16 protein-coding genes are annotated in these 21,891 nt (G+C 72.2%); 1 reads left to right on the top strand and 15 read right to left on the bottom strand.

Translation table 11 applies throughout. The features are described 5' to 3' along the window. The first annotated feature begins 46 nt into the window (after positions 1-46). Positions 47-1,033, top strand: a complete 987-nt coding sequence (locus MB828_RS18265) for a methyltransferase domain-containing protein (RefSeq protein ID WP_301649160.1) — start codon at positions 47-49, stop codon at positions 1,031-1,033. 197 nt (positions 1,034-1,230) lie between these two features. On the opposite strand, the gene MB828_RS18260 is transcribed toward MB828_RS18265, so the two are convergent. The 15 genes from MB828_RS18260 to MB828_RS18190 all read right to left on the bottom strand — a co-directional run bounded on the left by MB828_RS18260 (position 1,231) and on the right by MB828_RS18190 (position 21,682). Further along, positions 1,231-2,814, bottom strand: a complete 1,584-nt coding sequence (locus MB828_RS18260; protein ID WP_301649159.1) for an FHA domain-containing protein — start codon at positions 2,812-2,814, stop codon at positions 1,231-1,233. Positions 2,815-2,891: 77 nt separating this feature from the next. Then, positions 2,892-4,232 (bottom strand): vWA domain-containing protein, encoded by a 1,341-nt coding sequence (locus tag MB828_RS18255; protein ID WP_301649158.1) that lies wholly within the window; start codon positions 4,230-4,232, stop codon positions 2,892-2,894. 136 nt (positions 4,233-4,368) lie between these two features. Further along, positions 4,369-5,865 carry a PP2C family protein-serine/threonine phosphatase gene (locus MB828_RS18250; RefSeq protein ID WP_301649157.1) on the bottom strand — a complete coding sequence of 499 codons (1,497 nt, stop codon included), beginning with the start codon at positions 5,863-5,865 and terminating at the stop codon, positions 4,369-4,371. A 3-nt stretch (positions 5,866-5,868) separates the two neighbouring features. Further along, positions 5,869-8,373 (bottom strand): serine/threonine-protein kinase, encoded by a 2,505-nt coding sequence (locus MB828_RS18245; protein ID WP_301649156.1) that lies wholly within the window; start codon positions 8,371-8,373, stop codon positions 5,869-5,871. Continuing rightward, positions 8,370-9,701 carry a hypothetical protein gene (locus MB828_RS18240; RefSeq protein ID WP_301649155.1) on the bottom strand — a complete coding sequence of 444 codons (1,332 nt, stop codon included), beginning with the start codon at positions 9,699-9,701 and terminating at the stop codon, positions 8,370-8,372. The genes MB828_RS18245 and MB828_RS18240 overlap by 4 nt, the downstream gene beginning before the upstream one ends. A 47-nt stretch (positions 9,702-9,748) precedes the next feature. Continuing rightward, entirely contained in the window at positions 9,749-10,786 is a 1,038-nt protein-coding gene (locus MB828_RS18235; protein WP_301649154.1) for a glutamate ABC transporter substrate-binding protein, read from the bottom strand. A gap of 14 nt (positions 10,787-10,800) precedes the next feature. Beyond that, the gene (locus MB828_RS18230) at positions 10,801-12,213 is read right to left on the bottom strand and encodes a hypothetical protein (RefSeq protein ID WP_301649153.1); all 1,413 of its coding nucleotides are present in this window, start codon (positions 12,211-12,213) and stop codon (positions 10,801-10,803) included. 289 nt (positions 12,214-12,502) lie between these two features. After that, positions 12,503-13,474 carry an N-acetylglucosamine kinase gene (locus MB828_RS18225; RefSeq protein ID WP_301649152.1) on the bottom strand — a complete coding sequence of 324 codons (972 nt, stop codon included), beginning with the start codon at positions 13,472-13,474 and terminating at the stop codon, positions 12,503-12,505. Continuing rightward, entirely contained in the window at positions 13,465-14,733 is a 1,269-nt protein-coding gene (locus MB828_RS18220) for a 6-phospho-beta-glucosidase (RefSeq protein WP_301649151.1), read from the bottom strand. The genes MB828_RS18225 and MB828_RS18220 overlap by 10 nt, the downstream gene beginning before the upstream one ends. A 6-nt stretch (positions 14,734-14,739) precedes the next feature. Further along, on the bottom strand, positions 14,740-15,636 hold the full coding sequence (locus MB828_RS18215) for a carbohydrate ABC transporter permease (protein ID WP_133021878.1): 897 nt from the start codon (positions 15,634-15,636) through the stop codon (positions 14,740-14,742). Positions 15,637-15,638: 2 nt separating this feature from the next. Beyond that, positions 15,639-16,580, bottom strand: a complete 942-nt coding sequence (locus MB828_RS18210) for a carbohydrate ABC transporter permease (protein WP_301649150.1) — start codon at positions 16,578-16,580, stop codon at positions 15,639-15,641. Between the two features lie 2 nt (positions 16,581-16,582). Next, the gene (locus MB828_RS18205; RefSeq protein ID WP_301649149.1) at positions 16,583-17,935 is read right to left on the bottom strand and encodes an ABC transporter substrate-binding protein; all 1,353 of its coding nucleotides are present in this window, start codon (positions 17,933-17,935) and stop codon (positions 16,583-16,585) included. 57 nt (positions 17,936-17,992) lie between these two features. After that, positions 17,993-19,204, bottom strand: coding sequence for an ROK family transcriptional regulator (locus MB828_RS18200; RefSeq protein ID WP_133021881.1), 1,212 nt, complete (start codon positions 19,202-19,204; stop codon positions 17,993-17,995). A gap of 264 nt (positions 19,205-19,468) precedes the next feature. Then, positions 19,469-20,299: a hypothetical protein gene (locus MB828_RS18195; RefSeq protein WP_301649148.1), complete on the bottom strand. Its 831-nt coding sequence runs from the start codon at positions 20,297-20,299 to the stop codon at positions 19,469-19,471. A gap of 279 nt (positions 20,300-20,578) precedes the next feature. Next, a complete protein-coding gene (locus tag MB828_RS18190) occupies positions 20,579-21,682 on the bottom strand; it encodes a mechanosensitive ion channel family protein (protein ID WP_301649147.1) in 1,104 nt (367 codons plus the stop codon). Positions 21,683-21,891 lie beyond the last annotated feature (209 nt).

The raw sequence follows: 21,891 nt of genomic DNA, 5'->3' as shown, positions 1-21,891 counted from the left end.
ACTCGAGACGTAGGACCGGACCGCCGGGGGTGCCTAGGCTTGGGGTATGGGCGCCTACGACGCGGGTACCGCCGCCGGTATCGAGGAGCTCGCCGCCGTGGCCCGCGGCGAGCTGGTGCGGGAGATCGACGCCGAGCGGGTCTGGGCGGCGGACCCGGTGTGGCGGGCGGCCTTCGAGGCGGTGCCCCGGCATCTGTTCGTGCCGTACTACTACGTCGCCGGGGCCCGCGGGTACGAGCGCCGCTGGGGCGAGAGCCCCGACCGGGCGGCGCGGGAGCGGTGGGTGCGGGGCGCCTACGAGGACGTTCCGCTGGCCACCCGGCTGCGCGACGGTGAGCTGCTGTCCTCCAGCAGCCAGCCGTCGCTGATGGCGCGGATGCTGGTGGCGCTGCGGGTCGCCGACGGCGACCGGGTGCTGGAGATCGGTGCGGGGACCGGGTACAACGCGGCGCTGCTGGCGCACCGGCTGGGGGACGACGGCCTGGTCACGACCGTCGACGTGGAGCCGGAGATCGCCGAGTCGGCACGGCGGCACCTGGCCTCGGCGGGGTACCGGCCGGCCGTCGTCACGGGGGACGGGGCACGCGGGGTGCCGGAACGGGCGCCGTACGACCGGATCATCGCGACGTGCGCGCTGCCGGGCGTGCCACGGGCGTGGGTCGAGCAGTGCCGAGCGGGGGCGCGGATCCTCACGCCGGTGTCCACCGGGCTGCTGGCGCTGACCGTGGCGGGCACGGGCAGTGCCGAGGGACGGTTCCTCGCGTCGGCGGCGTTCTTCGTGCCCTTGCGGGGGCTGGCGAGGGCCGGGGCGGGGGATGCGGGCGGGGTGCCGACCTGGGCCCTGGAGGACGAGTCGTTCCAGTTCCTGGCGGAGCTGACCCGGGGCGTGCTCGCGCCGGAGGAGGCCTATGCCGTGTGGGTGGGGGAGGACAGGCCGGGGCGGGAGCGGTACGGGGTGACCGTGGAGGCGGACGGGGAGTGGGCGTGGCTGGACGACCGGGAGGGGCCGTTCGCCTGGCCGCTCCCGGCCTGAGCATTGCTTTCGGCTGCGCGCCGGCGGGGTCCTTCGCGCAGTCCCCGCCCCCGTGTGGGGGTCCTTCGCGCAGTCCCCGCCCCCGTGTGGGGGTCCTTCGCGCAGTCCCCGCCCCCGTGTGGGGGTCCTTCGCGCAGTCCCCGCCCCCCTGTGGGGGTCTTTCGCGCAGTCCCCGCCCCCCTGTGGGGCGCTCCGGCTCAGCCTTGGCGGACGGTGATCGTCGTCCAGGCGCCCACGTGCACCCGGTCGCCGTCCTGCAACGGCACCGGGACGAAGGGCTGGATCGGTTCCTCGCCGCCGTTCACCGTGGTGCCGTTCGTCGAGTTCTGGTCGACGACCGCCCAGCTGCCGTCCGGCTGCTGGACGAGGACCGCGTGCTGGTGCGAGACGCCCGGGTCCTCCGGCGGCACCGACAGGTCGATGTCGGGGGTGTCGCCGGTGGAGTGCCGGCGGCGGCCGATGGTGACCTGGTTGCCGGTGAGGGTGCGCTGCTGCTCGGGGGAGTACGCGGGCAGGTTGAGGCCGGCCGCCTCGGGGCCCGAGCGCTGCATCATCGCCATGAAGTACTCGCGGTCCGGACCGATCGTCGCCGTCCAGGTCGCCGGGCCCTGCGGGAAACCGGGGCCGGGCGGGGCCTGCGTGGCACCGGGCTGCGGGTAGCCGTAGCCGCCGGAGCGGGCGCCCGGGGCGCCGGGGCCGCCCGACGGCGGGGAGATCACCCAGTCGTCGTCACCGCCGCCGAAGGACGGACCGCCGGCCGGGGGCCGGGTCTCCTGCGGGAAACCGGGCGGGGCCGGCGGGGCGGACTGCTGGTAGGCGCCGGGAGCGCCACCCGTGGTCGCACCGGGACCGCCGGGCGGCGGCACCGGCGGCCGGGACGGGTCGCCGCCGAAGGGGCCGCCCGCGGGACCTCCGGCCGGGTCGCGGGTGTAGGGGCCGGACGCCTGACCGGTGCCGGGTGCCTGACCGGTGCCGGGCGCGCCGCCGAACGGCGGGGGACCGCCCGCGTTCTGCCCCGGACCGCCGCCGAAGGCCGAAGACCCGCGTTCGCCACCGAAAGGAGGCGGACCGGACTGGCCGCGCTCACCGCCGAAGGGCGGGGGGCCCGACTGGCCGCGGTCACCGTAGGCCGGGGGACCGGACTGGCCGCGTTCGCCGCCGAACGGGGGCGGGCCGGACTGGCCGCGGTCGTCGCCGAAGGGCGGGGGACCGGACTGACCGCGTTCGCCGCCGAACGCCGGAGGGGACGGGGGGCCCGCCGGGCGGCCGCCGCGTTCGCCCCCGAACGGCGTCGGGCCCGAGGGCTCGCTGCCGAAGGAGGGGATCGGCTCGGCGGGGCGGTTCATCTGCGAGGGCCGCGAGCCCTGGTACTCGTACGAGTCGGTGTTGCCGCCGTACGACGGCGGGGCGGGCGGCCGGAAGGTGGGCGGCCCCGCACCGGGCGCTGGCGGACGCGGCGCGGCCGGGGTGTACGAGGTGGCCGTGTTGGTCAGGAAGTTCCAGCGGCACTCCTCGCAGAACGGCGCACCGCCCTCCCGGGGCGTACGGCACTGCGGGCACAGCTCCGCCTCGGAGCCGTTCGGCACGGCCGAGAGGTGACGGCCACCGGGGCCGCCCCCGGGGCCGCCGGCCGGGGCGCCGGGCGCGGGCGGCGGGAAGCCGTAGCCGCCGCCGGCGGTCGGCGGGGGCGGCGGAGGAGGTACGGCACCGGCCATGCGGTGACCGCACACCTCGCACCAGTCGTCGGAACCCGACTGGTGTCCGTTCGGGCAGGTCGGCATGTCGGCGCTTCCCTCTCTGTCAGGTTCGTCCTGAGCCTGTCTGGGTGTCCTGCGGTACTGCTGGGTCCGTTCTCAGGTCACTTCTTTACACGAACAGTCTTTGTGGACCTTGTCTCGAGAGTCATCTCGTCGGCCTCCGCAACCTTCGCTTTCAGTCGCACAGTACCTGTCGCGGCGTCGACCACGTCCACCACCTTCGCAAGCAGTTTCGCAGTATCCGCGTTCCCGGAAGCGCTTGCCAACTGAACGGCCCGACCCAGTTTGGCGGTTGCTCCGTCCATATCGCCCGCTTTGCGCAGATCGAGACCCTGTTGGATGGCTTGTGCCAGTTCGGCCTGGCCTGTGTAGTGGGCGACCTGCGGGTTGATGGAGGTCGAGGCCGCCATGTCGTCCGTCCAGACCGCCCTGATCAGGCCTTGCGCACCCAGGTTCTGGGCGCTGCCGTCGGGCTGCGGGACCACCAACGAGACCCGGGCGGCGAGCATTTCCTGGCCGAGACCGGCCGAGGGGACCTCCACGCAGACGTGGTAGTCGCGCGACTCGTCTCCCCAGGAGCCGGTCGGGTAGTCCCCGGCGCGCGGCCCGGCCTCGGTGCGCCGGTCGGTCAACTGCTCCACCGTGGGCGCCACTTGCTTGACGAACTTGATGGTCGTGCCGACCGGGGTCCACAGCCGCAGCGCCACGTCCGCGACCTCCTTGCCCATCGCCGTCTCCATCATCTGCGTGAAGTCGGCGGCCAAACCCGTGGGATCGGCGACGATGTCGGCGGTGCCGAGGAGCGCGGAGGCTATCCCTGTGACTTCTTTCACTTCCCAGTCCGTGCCCACACCGCGGGCGTCACAGGTGAACCGTCCGGCGCAGGAGTCCAGGGCGCCCCTCAGGTCCTCCGGCGACTCGTGCTCGTTGCGGCCGTCGGTGAGCAGGATGCCGTGCCGGATCGTGACGTCCCCGGAGGAGAGCAGCCGGTCGGCCAGGCGCAGCCAGGTGCCGATCGCCGTGCCGCCGCCCGCGCTCAGTCTCCGCAGCGCCTGCTTGGCCTGCTCCCGGGTGGTGCGGTCGGCCACCGCGAGCCGCCCGCCGCCCGGATAGACCTCCTTGGCCACGTGCGTGCCGCCGACCACCGCGAAGTGGGTGCCGTCGCGCAGGGTGTCGACCGCGGCCGCCGTGGCGTCCCGGGCGTTGCGCATCTTGGTGGGCGGGTAGTCCATCGAGCCCGAGCAGTCGACCATGACCACCACACCGGCCGACGGCCCCTGCCCGGGTGCGTACGACGCCCCGACCGCGGTCCCGACGGTGCCTCCGCCGGTCGAGGTCACCGTGACGATCGCGTTGACCTCGCGGCCGCCGTCCGGCAGGTACTCGTTCTGGTACACGTCCACCGAGAACTGCGGCACGTTCGACTTCGAGAAATTGGCCATGACTGCTCCGGTCCCCCTCCACCCGCGTGACGGGTGCTGACGATGTGCGGACCGGTCCCCTCCGGTCCGCTTCTGCTTCCCCTGTGCTTCCCCTGCCCCGTTCCGCTCTCCCGTTTACGGCCGTTTTGCGGCGGCCTCAGGCGGATCCTGCCCCCTGCGGCGGCGCCGGGAACGGGAGCAGCGCCACTGTTACGTTGTCGTGGCCCCCGCCGTCCAGGGCGTGGCCGACCAGGACGCGGGCCGCGTGCAGCGGTCGCAGCGCCACGTCCGCGGGCACGATCTCGGACATCTCCTCGGCCGTCTCCGCGTAGTTCCACAGGCCGTCCGTGCACACCACCACCACACCGGGCCGGTCCGGCTTGAAGGAGGCGGTGTGCGGCTCCAGTTCGTAGGCGTCCGCGCCGAGCCAGCCGGTGATCGCGTGGGCCCGCTCGTCGGCGTACGCCTCCGCCTCGCTCATCAGCCCCGCGGCCACCATCTGCGCGGCCCAGGAGTCGTCCTCGGTGAGCCGGGCCGGCGGTGAACTGCGGTCCGCCGGCACCCAGTAGGCGCGGCTGTCGCCGACCCAGCCGACGACCAGCAGGCCCGAGGTGACGACCGAACCGACGATCGTGCAGGCCGGCGCGTTCTGGTGCGGAGTGTGCTCACGGGCCGAAGTGGGTTCGTCGGCCAGCGCGTTGACGGCGTGGGACGCGGCGACGATCGCCTCGTGCAGCGCCGCCTGCGGATGGGTGCCCTGCGGCAGCGCGGCGAGCAGCGCCTCGTTGGCGGCCCGGGAGGCGGCCATCGAGGCCTCGTCGGGACGGGTCGCCGAGGAGACCCCGTCGCAGACGACCGCGAGCACCGCCGGGGTGCCGTCGGGCAGCGCGGTGTGGCCGACGGCGAACGCGTCCTCGTTGCGGTGGTGGCGCAGCCCGCGGTCGCTGACGGCGGCCACCGGCCCCGACTCCTGCTCCATGTGGTCGCGCTCGCGGGGCTGGGCGTGCCCGCAGTTCTCGCAGTAGCCGTCGTCATCGACCCGGCCCGCCCGGCAGGCCACGCACACCTGCGCCGCACCGGACCCGGTGCTCTCGGCGCCCGTCGCGTTCCCGGCGCCCGCTGCCTCCCCGGCGCCCGCCGCGTTCCCGGCGTCCTCGGCGTTCCCGCCGGCGGAGGCGGCCACCCGCGGGTCCGGCGCCTGCAACGCGTAGTCGTCGTCGGGCGCCGGCGGCCGGTCGAACCGCACCCCGGCCGCCGACGGCACCGGCGAGCCGTGCTGCGCCGGAGAACCGGGCGGTACCGGTGAACCGGGCGGTACCGGTGAACCGTGCGGCGCCGGTGAACCGGGCGGTACCGGTGAGCCGTGCGGTGCCGAAGCGGGCAGCGGCTTGCCGCCCGAGTCGGTGCCGGGCAGATCGGTCGGCAGATGCGGGGAAGCGGGCGTCGAGGAGCTCTCCGGCTCGGGCGGGGGCCAGTCCACACCGGAGGGTCCCACACCGGGGGCGCCCATGGTGAGGGTCGGGTGGTCCTGCGGCGCGGCGGGCACGGCCGACAGGTCGTACCCGCACGCACCGCAGAACAGGTCACCCGATTCGAGCGGCTCCGCGCAGCTCGGGCACTTCGCCGGTGCGGCCTGCTGGGGCATCTGCGACATCAACTACACCCACGTCCGGGGGCGGTAACGGTTGGCCCGTTCCACCAGGTCGATCCTCTCCTCACCGCCGGTCGCCAGTCTGGCCAGCGTGCGGTACGAGCGTTCCAGGCCGAAGCGGAGGCCCCGTTCGTCCAGACCGCTGCCGAGCAGCACCCGGCCACCGGTGGCGGGCTGTACGCCCTGGCCCCCGGAGAGTATCCAGTCCAGCGCGCAGCCGAGGACTTCCGCCGACAACTGCTCGCGCCGGGCCGGATCCAGACCGTACGCGTCCAGCCCCTCGATCTGCCCGGCGGCGGCCGTCAGATCGTCCAGGAACGGGGTGTCGTCCAGCGCCGCCGTCCGGTGCCGCAACCGCGCCCGGACGGCCGCCACCCGGGCCGCCGTGTAGTGGATCGAGGCCTCAGGCACCGACTCCAGCGTCTTCACGGCACCCCGCCGGTCGCCGGCCGCCAGCTGCACCCGGGCCAGCCCGAAGGCCGCGCTCACGAAACTCGGGTCGGTCGCCCACACCAGCCGGTAGTACTCGGCCGCGTTGTCCAGCTGGCCCAGCACCTCCGCGCACAGGCCGAGCGCCAGCTTGGGCGCGCTCTCGCCGGGGAACGCGTCGTAGATCGCGTCGAAGGACAGCGCCGCGCCCTCGAAGTCACCGGTGACCAGCGCGGCCACCCCCCGGTACCAGACCACCCGCCAGTCGTCGGGCCGCTCGCCCTCCAGCTCGCCCAGCGCGGTCAGCGCGGCCTCGTGCTCGCCGCCCTCCAGCCGGGCCCGGATCCCCCGCAGCCGGGTCTCCACGGTCTGCGTGGGCGCCGCGGCCAGCGCCCCGAGCAGCTCGCCCGGCGCCGCGGTCATCATCAGACCGGCAAGCAGACCCGCGTTCGGATCGCTCTGGTCGACCAGCGGGACGGGCAGGGCGAGCCCGGCGGCCGGGGTGGCGACACCCTTCACGAGGGAGGGCGCGGTGCCGGCGGAGGCCGACCCGCCCGGCGGCTCCAGCGCGAGCGTTCTGGAGGCCACCGCCCGGCCGCCCAGCCGGGACACCTCCCCGTCCAGCTTCGGGAACAACTCCGTGTCCGTGACCTTCACCTCCGGCCCGAACAGCGTCGACAGGGCGGGCCTGGCCCGGCCGGTCTGCACCGACACGACCTCCCGCAGCACCCCCGTCAGCTGCTCGGCCATCTCCTGCGCGGAGGCGAACCGGCGGGCCGGGTCCGGGTCGGTGGCCCGCACCAGCAGCCGGTAGAAGGACTCGTACTGCCGGAAGACCTCGATGTTGTCCGGGTCGGGCAGCGAGTCCACGAACACCGTCGTGTAGCCCTGGAAGTCGAAGGTGAGCACGGCCAGCGTGCGGCCCACGGTGTACAGGTCGGAGGCGACCGACGGGCCGACCTCGGCGACCTCCGGGGCCTGGTAGCCGACCGTGCCGTAGATCGCCGACTCCTCGTCGTCCATCCGGCGCACCGCGCCCATGTCGATCAGCTTGAGCTGGTCCTCGGTCTGGATCGCGTTGTCGACCTTGAAGTCGCAGTACAGGAGGTTGCGGCTGTGCAGATGGCCGAGCGCCTCCAGGGCCTCGATGCCGTACGCGCAGGCCTGCTCCACCGGCAGCGGGTCACGGCGGCCCGCCGGGGTGCGCCGGGCGTTGGCGATCTCCTTGAGGGACTTGCCGCCGACGTACTCCATGACGATGTAGCCGTCGAGGGAACCGGTGCGCTTGTCGAGGTGCTCGACGAAGTTGTAGATCCGCACGATGTTGGCGTGCTCGATCTCCGCGAGGAACCGCCGCTCGGAGATCGCGGCGGCCATCGCGTCCTGGTCACCCGTGTCCAGGAGGCCCTTGAGCACCACCCAGCGGTCCGCCACCGCCTTGTCCACGGCGAGGTAGATCCAGCCCAGGCCGCCGTGCGCCAGACAGCCCGCCACCTCGTACTGGCCGTGCACCACGTCACCGGCCTTGAGCTTGGGCACGAACGAGTACGGGTTGCCGCACTTGGTGCAGAACCCCTCGGTCCGCCCCGGCCGCTCGCCCCGGGCCCGCCCCACCGGCGCCCCGCAGTCCGAGCGCGAGCAGAACCGCTTGCGCTCGGGCACCTCCGGGTTGTCCAGGACCATCTCGCGCGGGTCCGGCCTCGGCACCTGCGGCACCGCCACCAGGCCCGCGCCCAGCCTGCTGCGCCCGGACGTGCCGGCCGACGAACCCGAACTGCGCACCGACACCGAACGCCCCGTCGACCGGCCCGACAGGGACCGCGACAGCCGCCCGGAGACCGAGCGCCGCGACTTCGACGACTGCGACGACGTACGCGAACTGCGGCCGGTGGCGCGCGAACTCCCGCTGCCCGCCGAGTCCCGGCCGCCGGCCGTGATCCCGGTGGGCGGCGAGTCGAGCGTCCCCTTCGCCGAGACGACCGGCGCGAGACCGCAGGTGTCGCAGTACAGCTCGCCGCCGCCGACGTCCTCGTACGACCCCTCGCAGCCCGGCCGCTGGCACGTCTGTCCCGCCTGGCTCATACCTGTTCCCCCCTCCGGTCCTCGGGCCCGCCCTGCTGCGGCACCCGCGGCGCCCCCAGCGCCTCGGCCGCCGCCCGCTGGTAGCGCAGCACCGCCTGCTCCGCGACCCTGAGGTCGCAGGGCGCGCTCCACAGCATCCGGCGCGCCGCGTCGTACCGCTCGATCAGGAACGGGTCCTCGGCCAGCCCGTGCCGGGCCACCTTCGCCTTGTACGCGTCCAGCCGGCCGCGCAGCTCCGCGCGCACCGCGAGCGGCGCGGTGACCGCCGTCAACGACTCGCGGGCGCGCAGCAGTTCGTCGTCCGCCTGCTGCTCCAGCGACTCCAGGAGCGGCGACAGCCGGTGCCACTGCGCCTGCCTGCGGTACTCGGCGGCCGTCGCCAGCTGCTCCTGCAGCGCGGTCGGCGGACCGCTGACCACCGGCACCTCGGTCGCCGCGATCTTCGCCAGCACCTCACCGCGCGCGGTGCGCGCCTCGGCGAGCGTGCGGTCCGCGCGGGACAGCACGTCCCGCAGCTTGATCAGCCGGGCCTCGGCGTCCTGCCGCACCGTCAGCACGGCGTCGATCTCGCGCCGCACCTCCTCCAGCGCCCGTGCCTCCCGGTCGTACACCGTGGTGTCCGGACGGCCGCCGCCCGGGGCCGAACTGCCCTGCGCGGGAACCCAGAAGCCCAGCGGGTCCGAGACCACGTCCGCACGCAGCTTCGTCAGTATCCGGGTGATCCGCTCCAGGTCGTCACCGGCCGGGTGCTCGCCCGGGCGCACCCCCACCGAGTGCGCCAGCTTGCGGGTGCGCTGCAGCTCCGCGGCGAGTAAATCGATCCGCGCGGGCAGCGCCGACCAGACCGCGTCCGCGGTCACGACCATGTCCAGCGAGGTCGCGTACAGCTCGTTCATCCGGTCGACCAGGGCCGCCAGCGAGAAACGCTCGCTGAGCCGGCCCGCCGCCGACAGCAGCGTCGGCGCGTTCGCCGTCGCCGTGGCGCTGCCGGCCACCGTCACCGACTCGCCGCGCAGCAGCTCGGTCAGCTCCACCAGGTCCTCACGGCTGGACCAGCGGCGGCGGGCCCGGATCTCCCGGGCGCCGCGCAACGCGTCCGAGTACGCGTCGAAGTACGCCCACAGCAGGCTGATCGACGCCTCGGCGGTGGTCCACCGCTCCCGGGTCGTCCCGGTCAGCTCGGCGCCTTCGAGGAGTCTGCGGCCCGCGTGGTCCTGAAGGGCGAGCAGCGAGGTCTCGATCGCCTCGTGCTCCGCGCCGAGCCGCGCCAGCGCACGGTCCACCTCGTCCCGGTCCATCACCGGCCCGGCGGGGTCCGTGACGCCCATCGATCACCTCTCGCTCGTTCGTCGGGGCATGGCCGCGCGGATGCGGGTCAGCTCTTGCGCAGGTACTGCGGCGCGGGCGGTTCCGACGCCGTCGAGCGCTCTCCCAGTGTCGCCGACAACCACTTGGTGTACGAGTCCTGCCAGCCGTCGGACCGGTAGTCCACGAGGACCTGGTTGACCCGGCGTACCAGATCGGTCGCGTTCTTGTTCATCGCCACGCCGTAGTACTCGGTGGTGAACGCCGGACCCTTGAGCGCGACCGTCGGGTCCTGCGCGGCCTGGCTGGCGGCGAGCGCGCCGTCGGTGATGACCGCGTCGACCTCGCCGAGCTGCAACCGCACCAGGCAGTCCAGCTGGTTGGGGACGACGGTGATCCTGACCGAGGAGGGCACCTTGCCGGACTGCCGGTCGGCGGTCACGTCGTCGAGAGCCGTCGAACTGGCGGCCACGCACACCCGCTTGTCCGCGAGCGTCGTGTTGTACCCGCTGATCGCGGACGACTTGGGAGCCAGCACCTGCTGCCCGGTCCTGAAGTAGGGCGCGGAGAACGCGACGTCGTCCAGCCGCTTGCAGGTGATGGTCATGGTGCGCACCACCATGTCGACCCGGCCCTGCTGGAGCGCCGGTATCCGCTGGCTCGTCGGGATCGCCTTGAACGTCACGTCCTTCGCGTCGCCGAGGATGTCCTTGGCTATCCGGTGCGCCAGGTCGATGTCGAAACCCTCCAGGTCCGCATCCGAGTTGTTCGGGTTGCGGTAGCCCCAGCGGTAGCTGTTCTGGTCGACGCCCACGACCAGCTTCCGCGCGGAGCCCTTACGGGCCTTGATGGCCTCGATCGTCACGCCGTCGGCGCCCGACGGCGCCCAGGTGTCGTTCTGCACCTGCGAGTCCACGCAGTCGCCGGCGCGCGCCTGGCGGCCGGTGGCCAGTTTCCCGCCGCCGGACGCGCTGTCGCCGCCGTCCTCTCCGTGCGACTGGGTGAGCGGCAGCAGCAGCACGAACGCCAGCGCCAGCACGCAGCCGACCGCCATCGCGCCCACCCCGCCCCAGCCGCGCAGGGCCAACCGCAGCCTTCGTACGAACATCGCCACGCCCCCTCTCACCGGTACTCCGAAAGCCTGCGCCCGATGCCGGACAGCGCGCCCGCCGCCGCCGCGACCCCCAGCATGGCGGTACCGATCGGCAGCCCGGACATCGCGTCCCGCCCGTCGGCGGCCTGCTGCTGGAACTCGCGCTGCTCGTGGTCCAGGGCGGTCTTCAGGTTGGCGTCGACGCTGTCGAAGCACTCGCCGGTCGCGTCCTTCGGGCCGATCACCTTGGCCAGCGCCGCCGCGTAGTCGCCGTCCTCGTCCGAGTGGCGGGCGCCGGCGTGCCGCTCCTTCCACACCTTCATGTTCCCCTGGGCCGCCACCACGGGCTTGCGGCCACCCGGGTCGTCCGCGAGCGCCGCCGCCCGGGCGAGGCCCTTGCCGAGGGCGTCCATGTCCTTGTCGAAGTCGTAGTAGTACGTGTCGTACGTCTGGTCGCCGACCTTGACGGTCTCGGCGCCGCGCGCCACCAGGCTCAGGTTCTCGTTGCCCCGGGCCTTCAGGGAGGCGATCCGGGCGTCCTGGAGCACGTTCAGCGAGCGGACGCCGTGGTCGTAGGAGTCGTCCAGGCCGGCGCGCGCGATGCTGTGGCCGACGACCAGCCACAGCAGCGTGACGACGGTCGCCGCGGAGGCCGCGACCAGGCCGTGGTTCAGCACCCGGTTGGTACGGCGGTAGTGGCGCAGCTGGGCCCAGGCGAGCGCGGCGAGCGCCAGCAGCCCGAGGGCGATCGCCGCCCAGGGGTACGGCGTCGCGTCCGAGTAGTCCGAGGCGAGCCGCGCGTTCTCCTTCGTGTACAGCTGCTGGGCCGCCGGGAGCATCTCGTGCTGCATCTTGTCGTTCGCGTAGCGCAGGTAGGCGCCGCCGACCGGGTAGCCCTGCCGGTTGTAGACCCTGGCCCGCTCCACGAGCCCCTTGTACTCCGGCAGCAGTCTGTTCAGCTTCGCCACGGCCGCCTCGGAGGGCGAGCCGGGCTCGGAGTTGGCGGCGGCGTTGACCAGTCCTTCGGCGGCGTTCCGGATGTCCTGCTCGTAGGTGGTGCGGGAGGCCGCCGTCTCCTGGCCGCCGGCCAGGAAGCCGCTGGAGGCCGCCGTGTTGGCGTCCGCCAGGGAACGGTAGATGTCCGCCGCGCTCGAACTGAGCGGCTGGCTGCGGTGCAGCACGTCGTCGGCGGCGGCCGCGCGGTCGCTCATCTGCCAGGCGGTGACGGCACCGAACGCGACGATCAGCGCGGCGAGCACGGCGCCGATGAGGCGCAGCCGGCCGGGCTCCGTGGTGGCGGCGGCCCGCAGGCGGTCGGCGCCCTCCACGAACGCGGAGCGGCGCGGGGCGGGCTGGGGAGCCGGGGTGGTCCGGGGGGCCGGGACGGGCAGGGCGGGGCCTGCTCCTGGCGGTGCCGTACTGCTTGTCGGCGGGTGTGTCACTCGACCTCCCCCATGGTCATCCGGTCGCCGCCCAGTATCGCCGCCCGGACTGACATTCGGCACCGGCGTTCACTGGATCTTGATCGGATCGCAGCGGAACCCCTGCCCATGAATACGCCGGGGGATTCGGTTCGGTTCCGGAGGGGTGGTGTGGGGTTGTTCGGGCCGGGGAGGGGTGGTGACGGTTCGTGGCGGGGCGCGGGTGGGTGGGGGGTGCTCGCGCAGTTCCTCCCCCGGCCTTCGGCCGGGGGCACCCCCAGCGCCCCTGACGGGGCGCGTCAGCTCGTCGTCAGCCTTCGAAGTGGGCCCGGACCCTTTCCTGCGCGTCCGGTCCTGCTCCTGTCGTGTCCAGGCCCAGCAGCGCGGCGCCCAGGACCGGGCGGGCCGTCACCACCCTCGGGACCGCTTTCGGGGCGCGGGCCGCCAGCAGCTCCCGCACGCCGTCGTCCAGTTGGGGGTGGCCGCCGGTCAGGACCCCGCCGCCCAGCAGCACGGGCGTCTCCTCTTCGAGGAGTTCCAGCCGGGTCAGGGCCACCGTCGCCATGGTCACCACCTCCTGCGCCAGCCGGTCCACGACCGCCCGCGCCACCGGATCACCCTCCGCCGCCGTCGCGAACAGCACCGGCGTCAGCTCGTGCCGGCGGCCGTGCCCGACGTGCTCCAGGTGGAGCGCCTCGATCAGCGCGTACATGGACGTCAGTCCGAAGTGCGCGGGCAGGGTGCGGGCCAGGGCCGTCGGCTCCCCCCGGCCGTCCTCCGCCCGTGCCGCGTGCCACAGCGCCTCCTCGGCCAGGCCCCAACCGCCGCCCCAGTCACCGGAGATCCGCCCTATCGCCGGGAAGCGGGCGGTACGGCCGTCGGGGCGCATGCCGACGCAGTTGATGCCCGCGCCGCACACCACGGCGACGCCCCGCGGCTCGGCGACGCCCGCCCGCAGGATGGCGAAGGTGTCGTTGCGGACGGTCACCGAGCCGCCCCAGCCACGGGCCGCCAGCGCGGCGGCCAACTGCTCCTCCTCGACCGGCAGATCGGCGTTGGCGAGGCAGGCGGAGACATGGGCGACCGAGGTGACCCCGGCGGCGGCGTACGCCTCGCCGACCGCCCCGGCCACCTCGTCCACGGCCTGCTCCACACCCACCACCGGCGGCCGGAAGCCGCCGGCCCGGGCCGTGGCGAGGACCTCGCCGTCCGCCGCCACCACCGCGACGTCGGTCTTGCTGTTGCCCGCGTCGATGGCGAGGACACTTGCGGTCAGGCCCACGCGAGGTGCTCCCGGTTGTGCGCGATCAGTCGGTCGGTCAGGGCGTCGGCGTACTCGTACTGGCCGACCAGGGGGTGGGCGAGCAGGGCCCGGAAGACCCGGTCCCGGCCGCCGCGCAGCGCCGCCTCCAGCGCCAGCTCCTCGTACGCGGTCACGTTCGCCACCAGGCCCGCGAACAGCGGGTCGACGTCCGGGACGGGCAACGGCACCGGGCCGCTCGCGCCGACCGCCGCCTGCACCTCGATCACCGCGTCGTCGGGCAGGAAGGGCAGCGTGCCGCCGTTGTACGTGTTCACCACCTGGTAGGGGTTCCCGGCACCGCCCAGCAGCGCCGCCGTCAGGTCCACCGCCGCCTCCGAGTAGTAGGCGCCGCCCCGCTTCGCGAGCAGCTCCGGCTTCTCGTCGAGCGTCGGGTCGCCGTACATCTCCAGCAACCGCTCCTCCATCGCGGCCACTTCGGCGGCGCGGGACGGCTTGGTGCGCAGCTCCCGCACCACCTCGTCGTGCGCGTAGTAGTAGCGCAGGTAGTACGAGGGGATCACGCCCCCCAGGCGGTCGAGGAGGGCCGACGGCAGCTTCAGGTCCGCGGCGATCGTCCCGCCGTGCTCCGCGAGCAGCTTGGGCAGCACGTTCTCGCCCTCGGGGCCGCCGAGGCGGACCGCGGTCTCCCAGGTGAGGTGGTTCAGGCCCAGGTGGTCGAGGTGGATGTCGGACGGCGTGACCCCGAGCAGGTTCGCGAACTTCCGCTGGAAGCCGATCGCCACGTTGCACAGCCCGACCGCCTTGTGGCCGGCCTGGAGCAGGGCGCGGGTCACGATCCCCACCGGGTTGGTGAAGTCGATGATCCAGGCGTTCGGGTTGGTACGGCGGACCCGTTCTGCGATGTCCAGGACGACCGGGACCGTGCGCAGCGCCTTGGCCAGGCCGCCCGCGCCGGTGGTCTCCTGGCCGATGCAGCCGCACTCCAGCGGCCACGTCTCGTCCTGCTGCCGGGCCGCCTGCCCGCCGACGCGCAGCTGGAGCAGTACCGCGTCGGCGCCCTCCACGCCCGCGTCCAGGTCCGAGGTGGTGACGACACGGCCGCCGTGACCCTGCTTGGCGAAGATGCGGCGGGCCAGTCCGCCCACCAGTCCCAGGCGTTCGGCGGCCGGGTCGACCAGCACCAGTTCCTCGACGGGCAGGGTGTCCCTGAGCCGCGCGAAGCCGTCGACGAGTTCGGGGGTGTAGGTCGAGCCTCCGCCGACCACAGTGAGTTTCATGCTTGGTTAACCCTTCACTCCGGTGAGCGTGACGCCCTCGACGAACGCCTTCTGGGCGAAGAAGAACACGAGGATCACGGGGGCCATGACCAGTACGGTCGCGGCCATGGTGAGGTTCCAGTCGGTGTGGTGCATGCCCTTGAACGACTCCAGGCCGTAGGAGAGGGTCCAGGCGCCCGGGTTCTCCGAGGCGTAGATCTGGGGACCGAAGTAGTCGTTCCAGGCGTAGAAGAACTGGAACAACGCCACCGCGGCGATACCGGGTTTCGCCATCGGGAGCACCACCCGCAGCAGGGTCCTGAGGTCCCCGCAGCCGTCCACCTTCGCCGCGTCCAGGTACTCGTTCGGGATCGTCATCAGAAACTGGCGCAGCAGGAAGATGGAGAACGCGTCACCGAACGCCATGGGCACGATCAGCGGCCACAGGGTGCCCGACAGGTCCAGCTGCTTCGCCCAGAAGAGGTACATCGGGATGACGACCACCTGCGGCGGCAGCATCATCATCGAGATCACCAGCATCAGGGAGAGATTGCGGCCCCGGAAGCGGAACTTGGCGAGCGCGTACGCCACCGGCAGCGAGGAGACCACGGTCAGGACGGTGCCCAGGCCCGCGTAGAGCAGGGTGTTCTTCCACCAGGTCAGGAAGCCCGGGGTGTCGAAGACCTTCCGGTAGTTGCCCCACTCCCAGGTGTGCGGGATCAGGTCCCGGCTCAGTGCCTGGGTGTCGCTCATCAGCGAGGTCAGGAACACGAACACGAAGGGGAGCGTGAAGAACAGGGCGGCGGCGACGCCGAGGGAGTGCACCGCCACCCAGTTCAGCAACGCCTTGCGGCGGGCGGTGCGTTCGGCCGCCGACAGCGGCTCGGGGGCCAGTTCGGCCGGCCGGTCCAGCACTTGGGTCATCATCAGTCACCTGCCTGGATGAGACCGCCCCGGCGCCGCATCAGGAGAGCGGTGAACGCCATGGACAGGGCGAAGAGGACGAGGGCGACGACGCACGCGGAGCCGTAGTCGAAGCGCTGGAAACCGAGGTTGTAGACGAGCTGCGGGAGGGTGAGCGTCGACTTCTCCGGATAACCGGGCTCGAACTGCGTTCCCGCGCCCTGGATGACGCCCGAGGCGACCTTTCCGGCGATCAACGGCTGTGTGTAGTACTGCATCGTCTGGATGACACCCGTGACGACCGCGAACATCACGATCGGTGAGATGTTCGGCAGGGTGACGAACCGGAACCGCTGCCACGCCGACGCGCCGTCCAGTTCCGCCGCCTCGTACTGCTCGGTGGGTACGTCGAGCAGCGCGGCCATGAAGATGACCATCAGGTCGCCGACACCCCACAGGGCCAGCAGGGTCAGCGCCGGCTTCGACCAGGTGGGGTCGTTGAACCAGCCGGGGGCCGGGATGCCGACCTTTTCGAGGATCGAGTTGACCGGGCCGGTACCGGGGTTGAGGAGGAAGGCGAACGCCATGGTCGCCGCGACCGGCGGAGCCAGGTAGGGCAGGTAGAAGAGGGTGCGGAAGACACCGGTACCCGTCTTTATCTTCGTGATGAGCATCCCGATGCCGAGTCCGAAGACGACCCGCAGCGAGACCATCACGACGACGAGCCACAGGGTGTTGCGCATCGCGGGCCAGAAGAACGGATAGTGCTCGAAGACGTACGTCCAGTTTTTCGTGCCGCTCCACGTCGGCGGCCGGAAACCGTCGTAGTGCATGAACGAGAAATAGACCGTCGAGATCAGCGGATACGCGAAGAACACCGCGAAGCCGATCAGCCAGGGCGACATGAAGGCGGCCGTACGAAGCGCCGACCGGCGGCGCTTCGACGCCAATGTGACGGTGCTCATCGCTACTTGGCCTGCGCGATGTCCGTGTCGATCTGCGCGGCGGCCTGCTTCAGGCCCGCCTTCAGGTCGGTGACCTTGCCGCTCTCGTAGTCGTAGCCGAGCTGCTGGATCGTCGTCAGGTACACACCGCCGTTGACGGAGGCCGGCGCCGTGGTGGAGTCCGGGTTCGCGGCGATGTCCAGGAACGTCTTGAACCGCGGGTCGTACTTCAGCTTCGGCGACTTGAGGGCGGCCAGCGTGGAGGGCACGTTGTGGATGGCGTTGGAGAAGTTCACCACCGCGTCCGTGTCGGTGCTGATGTACTTCACGAACTCCCAGGCCGCGTTCTGCTTCTTGCTGGTGGCGGCGACACCGGCGATGGTGCCGGTGATGTAGCCCTTGCCGTACTGGGCGGCCTGGTCGTCCGGGACCGGCAGCGGGGCGACGCCTATGTCGAACTTCGGCTTGGCGTCCAGGGCCATCCCGAGCCGCCACTCACCGTCGAGCTGCATGGCGACCTGCCCGGTCTGGAAGGGGTGCTTGGGGCCCCACTCGTCGCCCAGGGTGGCCCGGAACCTCTCCAGCTTCTGGTAGCCGCCGAGTTGGTCGACCAACTGCTTCTGGAGCGTGAACGCCTTCTCGAACGCCGGGTCCTTCGCCACTTCCGACGTGCCCTTGCTGTCGAAGTACGTCGGCGAGAACTGACCGAGGTAGTGCTCGGTCGTGGTCTCCCAGCCGTGGTAGTCCGGCATGAAACCGAGCTGCTTGTAGCTGTCGCCCTGGGTGATCGTCAGCTTCTTCGCGTCGGCCTCGAACTCGGACCAGGTCTTCGGCGGGCTGGTGATGCCGGCCGCCTTGAACGCCGTCTTGTTGTAGTAGAGCCCGTACGCGTCCCCGAGCAGCGGCACCGAACAGCGGTCGCCCTCGAACTGGGTGTACTCGTTCATCGCCTTCGGGAACGTCGTCTGCGGATCGATGCCCGACTTCTTGAAGAACGGGTTGAGGTCGACCAGCGCGCCCGAGGAACAGAACTTGCCCACGTTGTTGGTGGTGAACGACGAGATGACGTCCGGGGCCTTGTCGCCGCCCGAGCGCAGCGCCTGGTTGATCTTGTCGTCGGTCATGTTGCTGACGACCTTGACGTGGATGTTGGGGTGCGCCTTCTCGAAGCCGGCGATCAGCGCGTCGACCGCCTTCACCTCGTTGGGGGCGCTCCAGGCGTGCCAGAAGTTGATGGTGGTGTCCGCGGAGGCGTCGTCGGAGGCGCCGGAGGAGGACTGCCCGGTGCAGGCGGTGGTGAGCAGGACCAGTGAACTGGTCAGGACGGTCAGTGCAAAAGCCGTCTTTCGGGCGGTCGGGGACGTGCGTGTGGGCATGACGGGATCTCCCAGGGGCGGGCGGTGGGATACGGAAGGGGAGGAACCAGGAACCGGTCAGCGCGAGGTGTCGAAGACCTCGTCGCGGGTGGTCGCGAGGGCGCTCTCCAGCGCGCCGCGCAGCACGGGGTGTTCACGGACGTCGCCGACGACGAGCCGCGGCCGGGCGGCCGCCAGCTCCTCCAGTTCGGCCTGGACGAGGGCGCGCAGCACCTCGCCGCCGGAGGTCAGCACGGTGCCGCTGAGGACGATGAGTTCGGGGTCGAGGACGGAGACGAGGGAGGCGAGACCGGTGGCGAGCCGGGTCGCGTAGGTCTTCAGGAGTTCGCGGTGCGGTCCGGTGCCGTGGTCGGCGGCACGGGCCACGAGGGCGGCACCGGCCTCGGCGCGCGACCCGGTGGGCACGTCGTCGATGCCCAGCTCCGCGGCCAGCCCGGGCAGCACCTGGGAGCCGGCGAGGGCCTGGTAGCCGCCGCTGTTGGCCTTGGTGACCTGGCGCACCAGCGGGGTGCCGGGCACCGGCAGGAAGCCGACCTCGCCGGCGCCGCCGGTCCAGCCGCGGTGCAGCCGGCCGCCGAGGACCAGGGCGGCGCCGAGGCCCTCCTCGTTCCACAGCAGGACGAAGTCGCCGTGGCCGCGGGCCGCGCCGAGCCGTTGCTCGGCGATGGCGACGAGGTTGACGTCGTTCTCGTACTCGACCGGCATCGGGAGCGCGGCGGCGAGTTCGTCGAGCAGCGCGGGGGAGTGCCAGCCGGGCAGGTGCGAGGCGTAGCGCAGGCGGCCGGTGTTCGGGTCGAAGGCGCCCGGGGTGCCGATGACCAGCCGGCGGACGTCGTCCCTGGCCAGCCCGGCCGCCTTCACCGCGCCGTCGAGCGCGTCGGTGACCTGGCGTACGACGGGGTGGGCGGAGCGCCGTCCCGGGGTGGGGAGTTCGTACTCGCCGACGGTGCGGCCGGTGATGTCCGCGACGGCGGCCCGGATCCGGTCGGGGCTGACGTCGAGTCCGGCGGCGTGCGCGGCGGCCGGGTTCACCGCGTACAGCTGGGCGTTGGGGCCGGGTCGGCCCTCGCTGGTGCCGGTCGCCAGGACCAGTCCGGCCGCCTCCAGGCGGGCCAGCAGCTGGGAGGCGGTGGGCTTGGAGAGGCCGGTCAGCTTGCCGATCCGGGTGCGGGACAGCGGGCCGTGCTCCAGCAGCAGGTCCAGTGCGGCGCGGTCGTTCATGGCGCGCAGCACGCGAGGGGTGCCCGGCGTACCGGCGGTTCCTGCCATGTGGTTCGACACCTGCCTTTCCAGCCGCTCAGTTTCCCAGTGACCCGGGTGATCGGTCCAGCCGGGTGGGACGACCGGACCGGCTTCCCTTGATCACTGTTAGGAAAGTTTCCTGTTGGCTGGAAAAGTAGGCCGCCGGGAGAAGGGCGTCAATAGCCCGCCGGTGCGGCAACCCAGTCGTTACCTGGACACGGACATGCGAAAGGCCCGCCCGGGAGACCGGGCGGGCCTGTCGGCGCGGGGACCGCGGGGGCGGCCTCGGGGCTACTTCACCTTGATGTAGTCGCCCGTGGCCTTCGTGGCCGCGGTGGTCGTCGTACCGGCGAAGACGTAGCGGTAGTAGCCGCTCTTCGACGCCTTCACCGTGGTGGACAGGGCGCCGCCGGTGCCGGAGGTGATGCCCTTGACGTTCGCGTACGTGCTGCTGCCCGCGGGACGGAACTGCAGGACGGCCTTCTGGTCCGGGTAGCCCTTGTAACGGGTGAGGTCCCAGTCCGCGCGGGTCAGCTTGCCCTTGACGGTGATCGTCCTGCCCTTGGCCACCGGCTCCGGCGAGGCGTCGGCGGTCAGCTTGGCCGCCCGCTGCGCCTTCGCGGTGCCGAGGTTGCCCCAGATGGCGACGTCGGTCTCGGAGCTGAGGAAGTCGTCCGAGACGGTGCTGTCGACGTGGGCGTACAGGCCGGCGGCCTTCCACGTGGTGGCGTCCGCGGCCTCGTACAGGGAGTTGCTCGGGTCGACCGGGATGGTCTCGGTGCAGCTCTCGGTGACCGTGGTGTCCGTGGTGGCGGTCGTCGTGCAGGTGGGCATGATGTCCGGGTCCAGCTCGTTGGCGAGCGACTTCAGCGTGCCGCGGTAGAGCATCACCGCGGCGAACGTCTTCCTGTTGTCGAGGACCAGGCCGGCGGGCCGGGTCAGGGTGTACGTCACCGGCACGTCCACCGTCCTGGTGGTGCCGACGACGATCGCCTTGCCCTTGTTCACCGTCACGTCGGAGAAGACCAGGTTCGGAGTGGCCGCGGAGGCGGCGGGCGCCGCGAGGCCGGCCAGGGCCAGGGCACCGGACAGGGCGGCGGTGCCTATGGCGGGCTTTCTCATGTGTCCCCACATTCGCCACGGGTCCCCGGGCGGCGTCGCGCTCCAGAACAAGGACCCGTGGTGGGGCGACCCTAGATGATCACGGGGTGCGCCGGACATGCGGAGGACCTGTGAAGGTCTTCCTTCTGAATCCGAAGGTCTTCTGAATCCCGGCCGACGGCCCCCTCGTGGCGAACCCCGGTCGGTCGGCCAGGAACGGGGCGGTGTCGAGGGCACCCGGCGCGCTGCCCGCGCCGGCATGCCCCACCCCTCACTCGAACGAGTGTGCTGAACGGTCCGCTACTTCCCGGGGGTCGTCGAGCGCTGCGGCGGTATCGGCGTCGTCGCCGCCACCTGCGGGGAGTCCGCGTCGGCGAAGGCCGCCGGAGCCGCCACCGCCGCCACCGGATCCGCGGCCTCCTCCTCGGAGAGGGCGGTCGGGGCCCCGCCGACGATCCGGATGTCCGCCGCGTCGAAGGCCCGCTTGATCCGCCAGCGCAGCTCGCGCTCCACGGTCAGCGCCTTGCCCGGCATGGTCCTGGCGGAGAGCCGCACCACCATCGAGTCGATGAGGACGGAGTCCAGGCCGAGGATCTGGATCGGGCTCCACAGCAGCTCGTTCCAGGGCTCCTCCTTCGCCATCTTCTCGGCGACCTCGTCGAGCGTGGCCCGGACCTGGTCCAGGTCCTCGCTGGCCCGCAGGGTGACGTCGACCCCGGCGGTGGCCCAGCCCTGCGAGAGGTTGCCGATGCGCTTGACCTCGCCGTTGCGGACGTACCAGATCTCGCCGTTGTCGCCGCGCAGCTTGGTCACCCGCAGACCGACCTCGATCACCTCGCCGGAGGCCACCCCCGCGTCGATCGTGTCACCGACGCCGTACTGGTCCTCCAGGATCATGAAGACGCCGGACAGGAAGTCCGTGACCAGGTTGCGGGCGCCGAAACCGATCGCCACACCGGCGACACCGGCCGAGGCCAGCAGCGGTGCCAGGTTGATCTGGAAGGCGGACAGCACGGTCAGCGCGGCCGTGCCGAGGATCACGAAGCTCGCCACCGAACGCAGCACGGACCCGATCGCCTGCGACCGCTGCCGCCGCCGCTCCGCGTTGACCAGCAGCCCGCCCAGGGTGGTGCCCTCCGCGGACTCGGCCGTCCGGTTCATCCGGTCGATGAGCTTCGTTATCGCCCGCAGCACGACCCTTCTGAGCACCACCGCGATCACCAGGATCAGCAGCACCTTCAGCCCTATCGCCAGCCAGGTCGACCAGTTCTGCTCGACCCAGCTCGCGGCGTTGGTGGCGCTCTCCTGGGCGTCCTGGAGCGTGGGCACCGCCGGGGTCGACGATCCCGAGGGGGTCGGCGACGGCGACGAACCGGCGGCCAGTAGGACGGCGGGCAAGGACACGGCGGGTACCTCCAGGCGGTGCGGTGCTGCCCTCCGGCACGGCGATCACGGTCGGATACGGCGGTCAAGGTCACGAAAAGGTCACCGGACGGGCAGGATCACCACACTAACGGCGCATCGTGTGCGCACCGCACCGAAACGTGAAGGAGAGACCGCGCTCACTCCCGCTCGGACAGCCCCCATGAACAGCCCGCATGAACAGCCCGCTT

Source organism: Streptomyces arenae (assembly GCF_022343545.1).
GTDB classification, from domain to species: Bacteria; Actinomycetota; Actinomycetes; order Streptomycetales; family Streptomycetaceae; genus Streptomyces; species Streptomyces humi.
Note: the sequence above shows the minus strand (reverse complement) of the source record. Positions and strands in the feature narration are given on the sequence as shown.

Bases quoted from the DNA above. Each gene is read 5' to 3' on its own strand.
- MB828_RS18215 (WP_133021878.1), bottom strand. From the start codon at position 15,636: ATGACCCAAGTGCTGGACCGGCCGGCCGAACTGGCCCCCGAGCCGCTG.
- MB828_RS18245 (WP_301649156.1), bottom strand. From the start codon at position 8,373: ATGAGCCAGGCGGGACAGACGTGCCAGCGGCCGGGCTGCGAGGGGTCG.
- MB828_RS18195 (WP_301649148.1), bottom strand. From the start codon at position 20,299: ATGAGAAAGCCCGCCATAGGCACCGCCGCCCTGTCCGGTGCCCTGGCC.
- MB828_RS18220 (WP_301649151.1), bottom strand. From the start codon at position 14,733: ATGAAACTCACTGTGGTCGGCGGAGGCTCGACCTACACCCCCGAACTC.
- MB828_RS18240 (WP_301649155.1), bottom strand. From the start codon at position 9,701: ATGGGCGTCACGGACCCCGCCGGGCCGGTGATGGACCGGGACGAGGTG.
- MB828_RS18260 (WP_301649159.1), bottom strand. From the start codon at position 2,814: ATGCCGACCTGCCCGAACGGACACCAGTCGGGTTCCGACGACTGGTGC.
- MB828_RS18205 (WP_301649149.1), bottom strand. From the start codon at position 17,935: ATGCCCACACGCACGTCCCCGACCGCCCGAAAGACGGCTTTTGCACTG.
- MB828_RS18200 (WP_133021881.1), bottom strand. From the start codon at position 19,204: ATGGCAGGAACCGCCGGTACGCCGGGCACCCCTCGCGTGCTGCGCGCC.
- MB828_RS18250 (WP_301649157.1), bottom strand. From the start codon at position 5,865: ATGTCGCAGATGCCCCAGCAGGCCGCACCGGCGAAGTGCCCGAGCTGC.
- MB828_RS18235 (WP_301649154.1), bottom strand. From the start codon at position 10,786: ATGTTCGTACGAAGGCTGCGGTTGGCCCTGCGCGGCTGGGGCGGGGTG.
- MB828_RS18210 (WP_301649150.1), bottom strand. From the start codon at position 16,580: ATGAGCACCGTCACATTGGCGTCGAAGCGCCGCCGGTCGGCGCTTCGT.
- MB828_RS18265 (WP_301649160.1), top strand. From the start codon at position 47: ATGGGCGCCTACGACGCGGGTACCGCCGCCGGTATCGAGGAGCTCGCC.
- MB828_RS18255 (WP_301649158.1), bottom strand. From the start codon at position 4,232: ATGGCCAATTTCTCGAAGTCGAACGTGCCGCAGTTCTCGGTGGACGTG.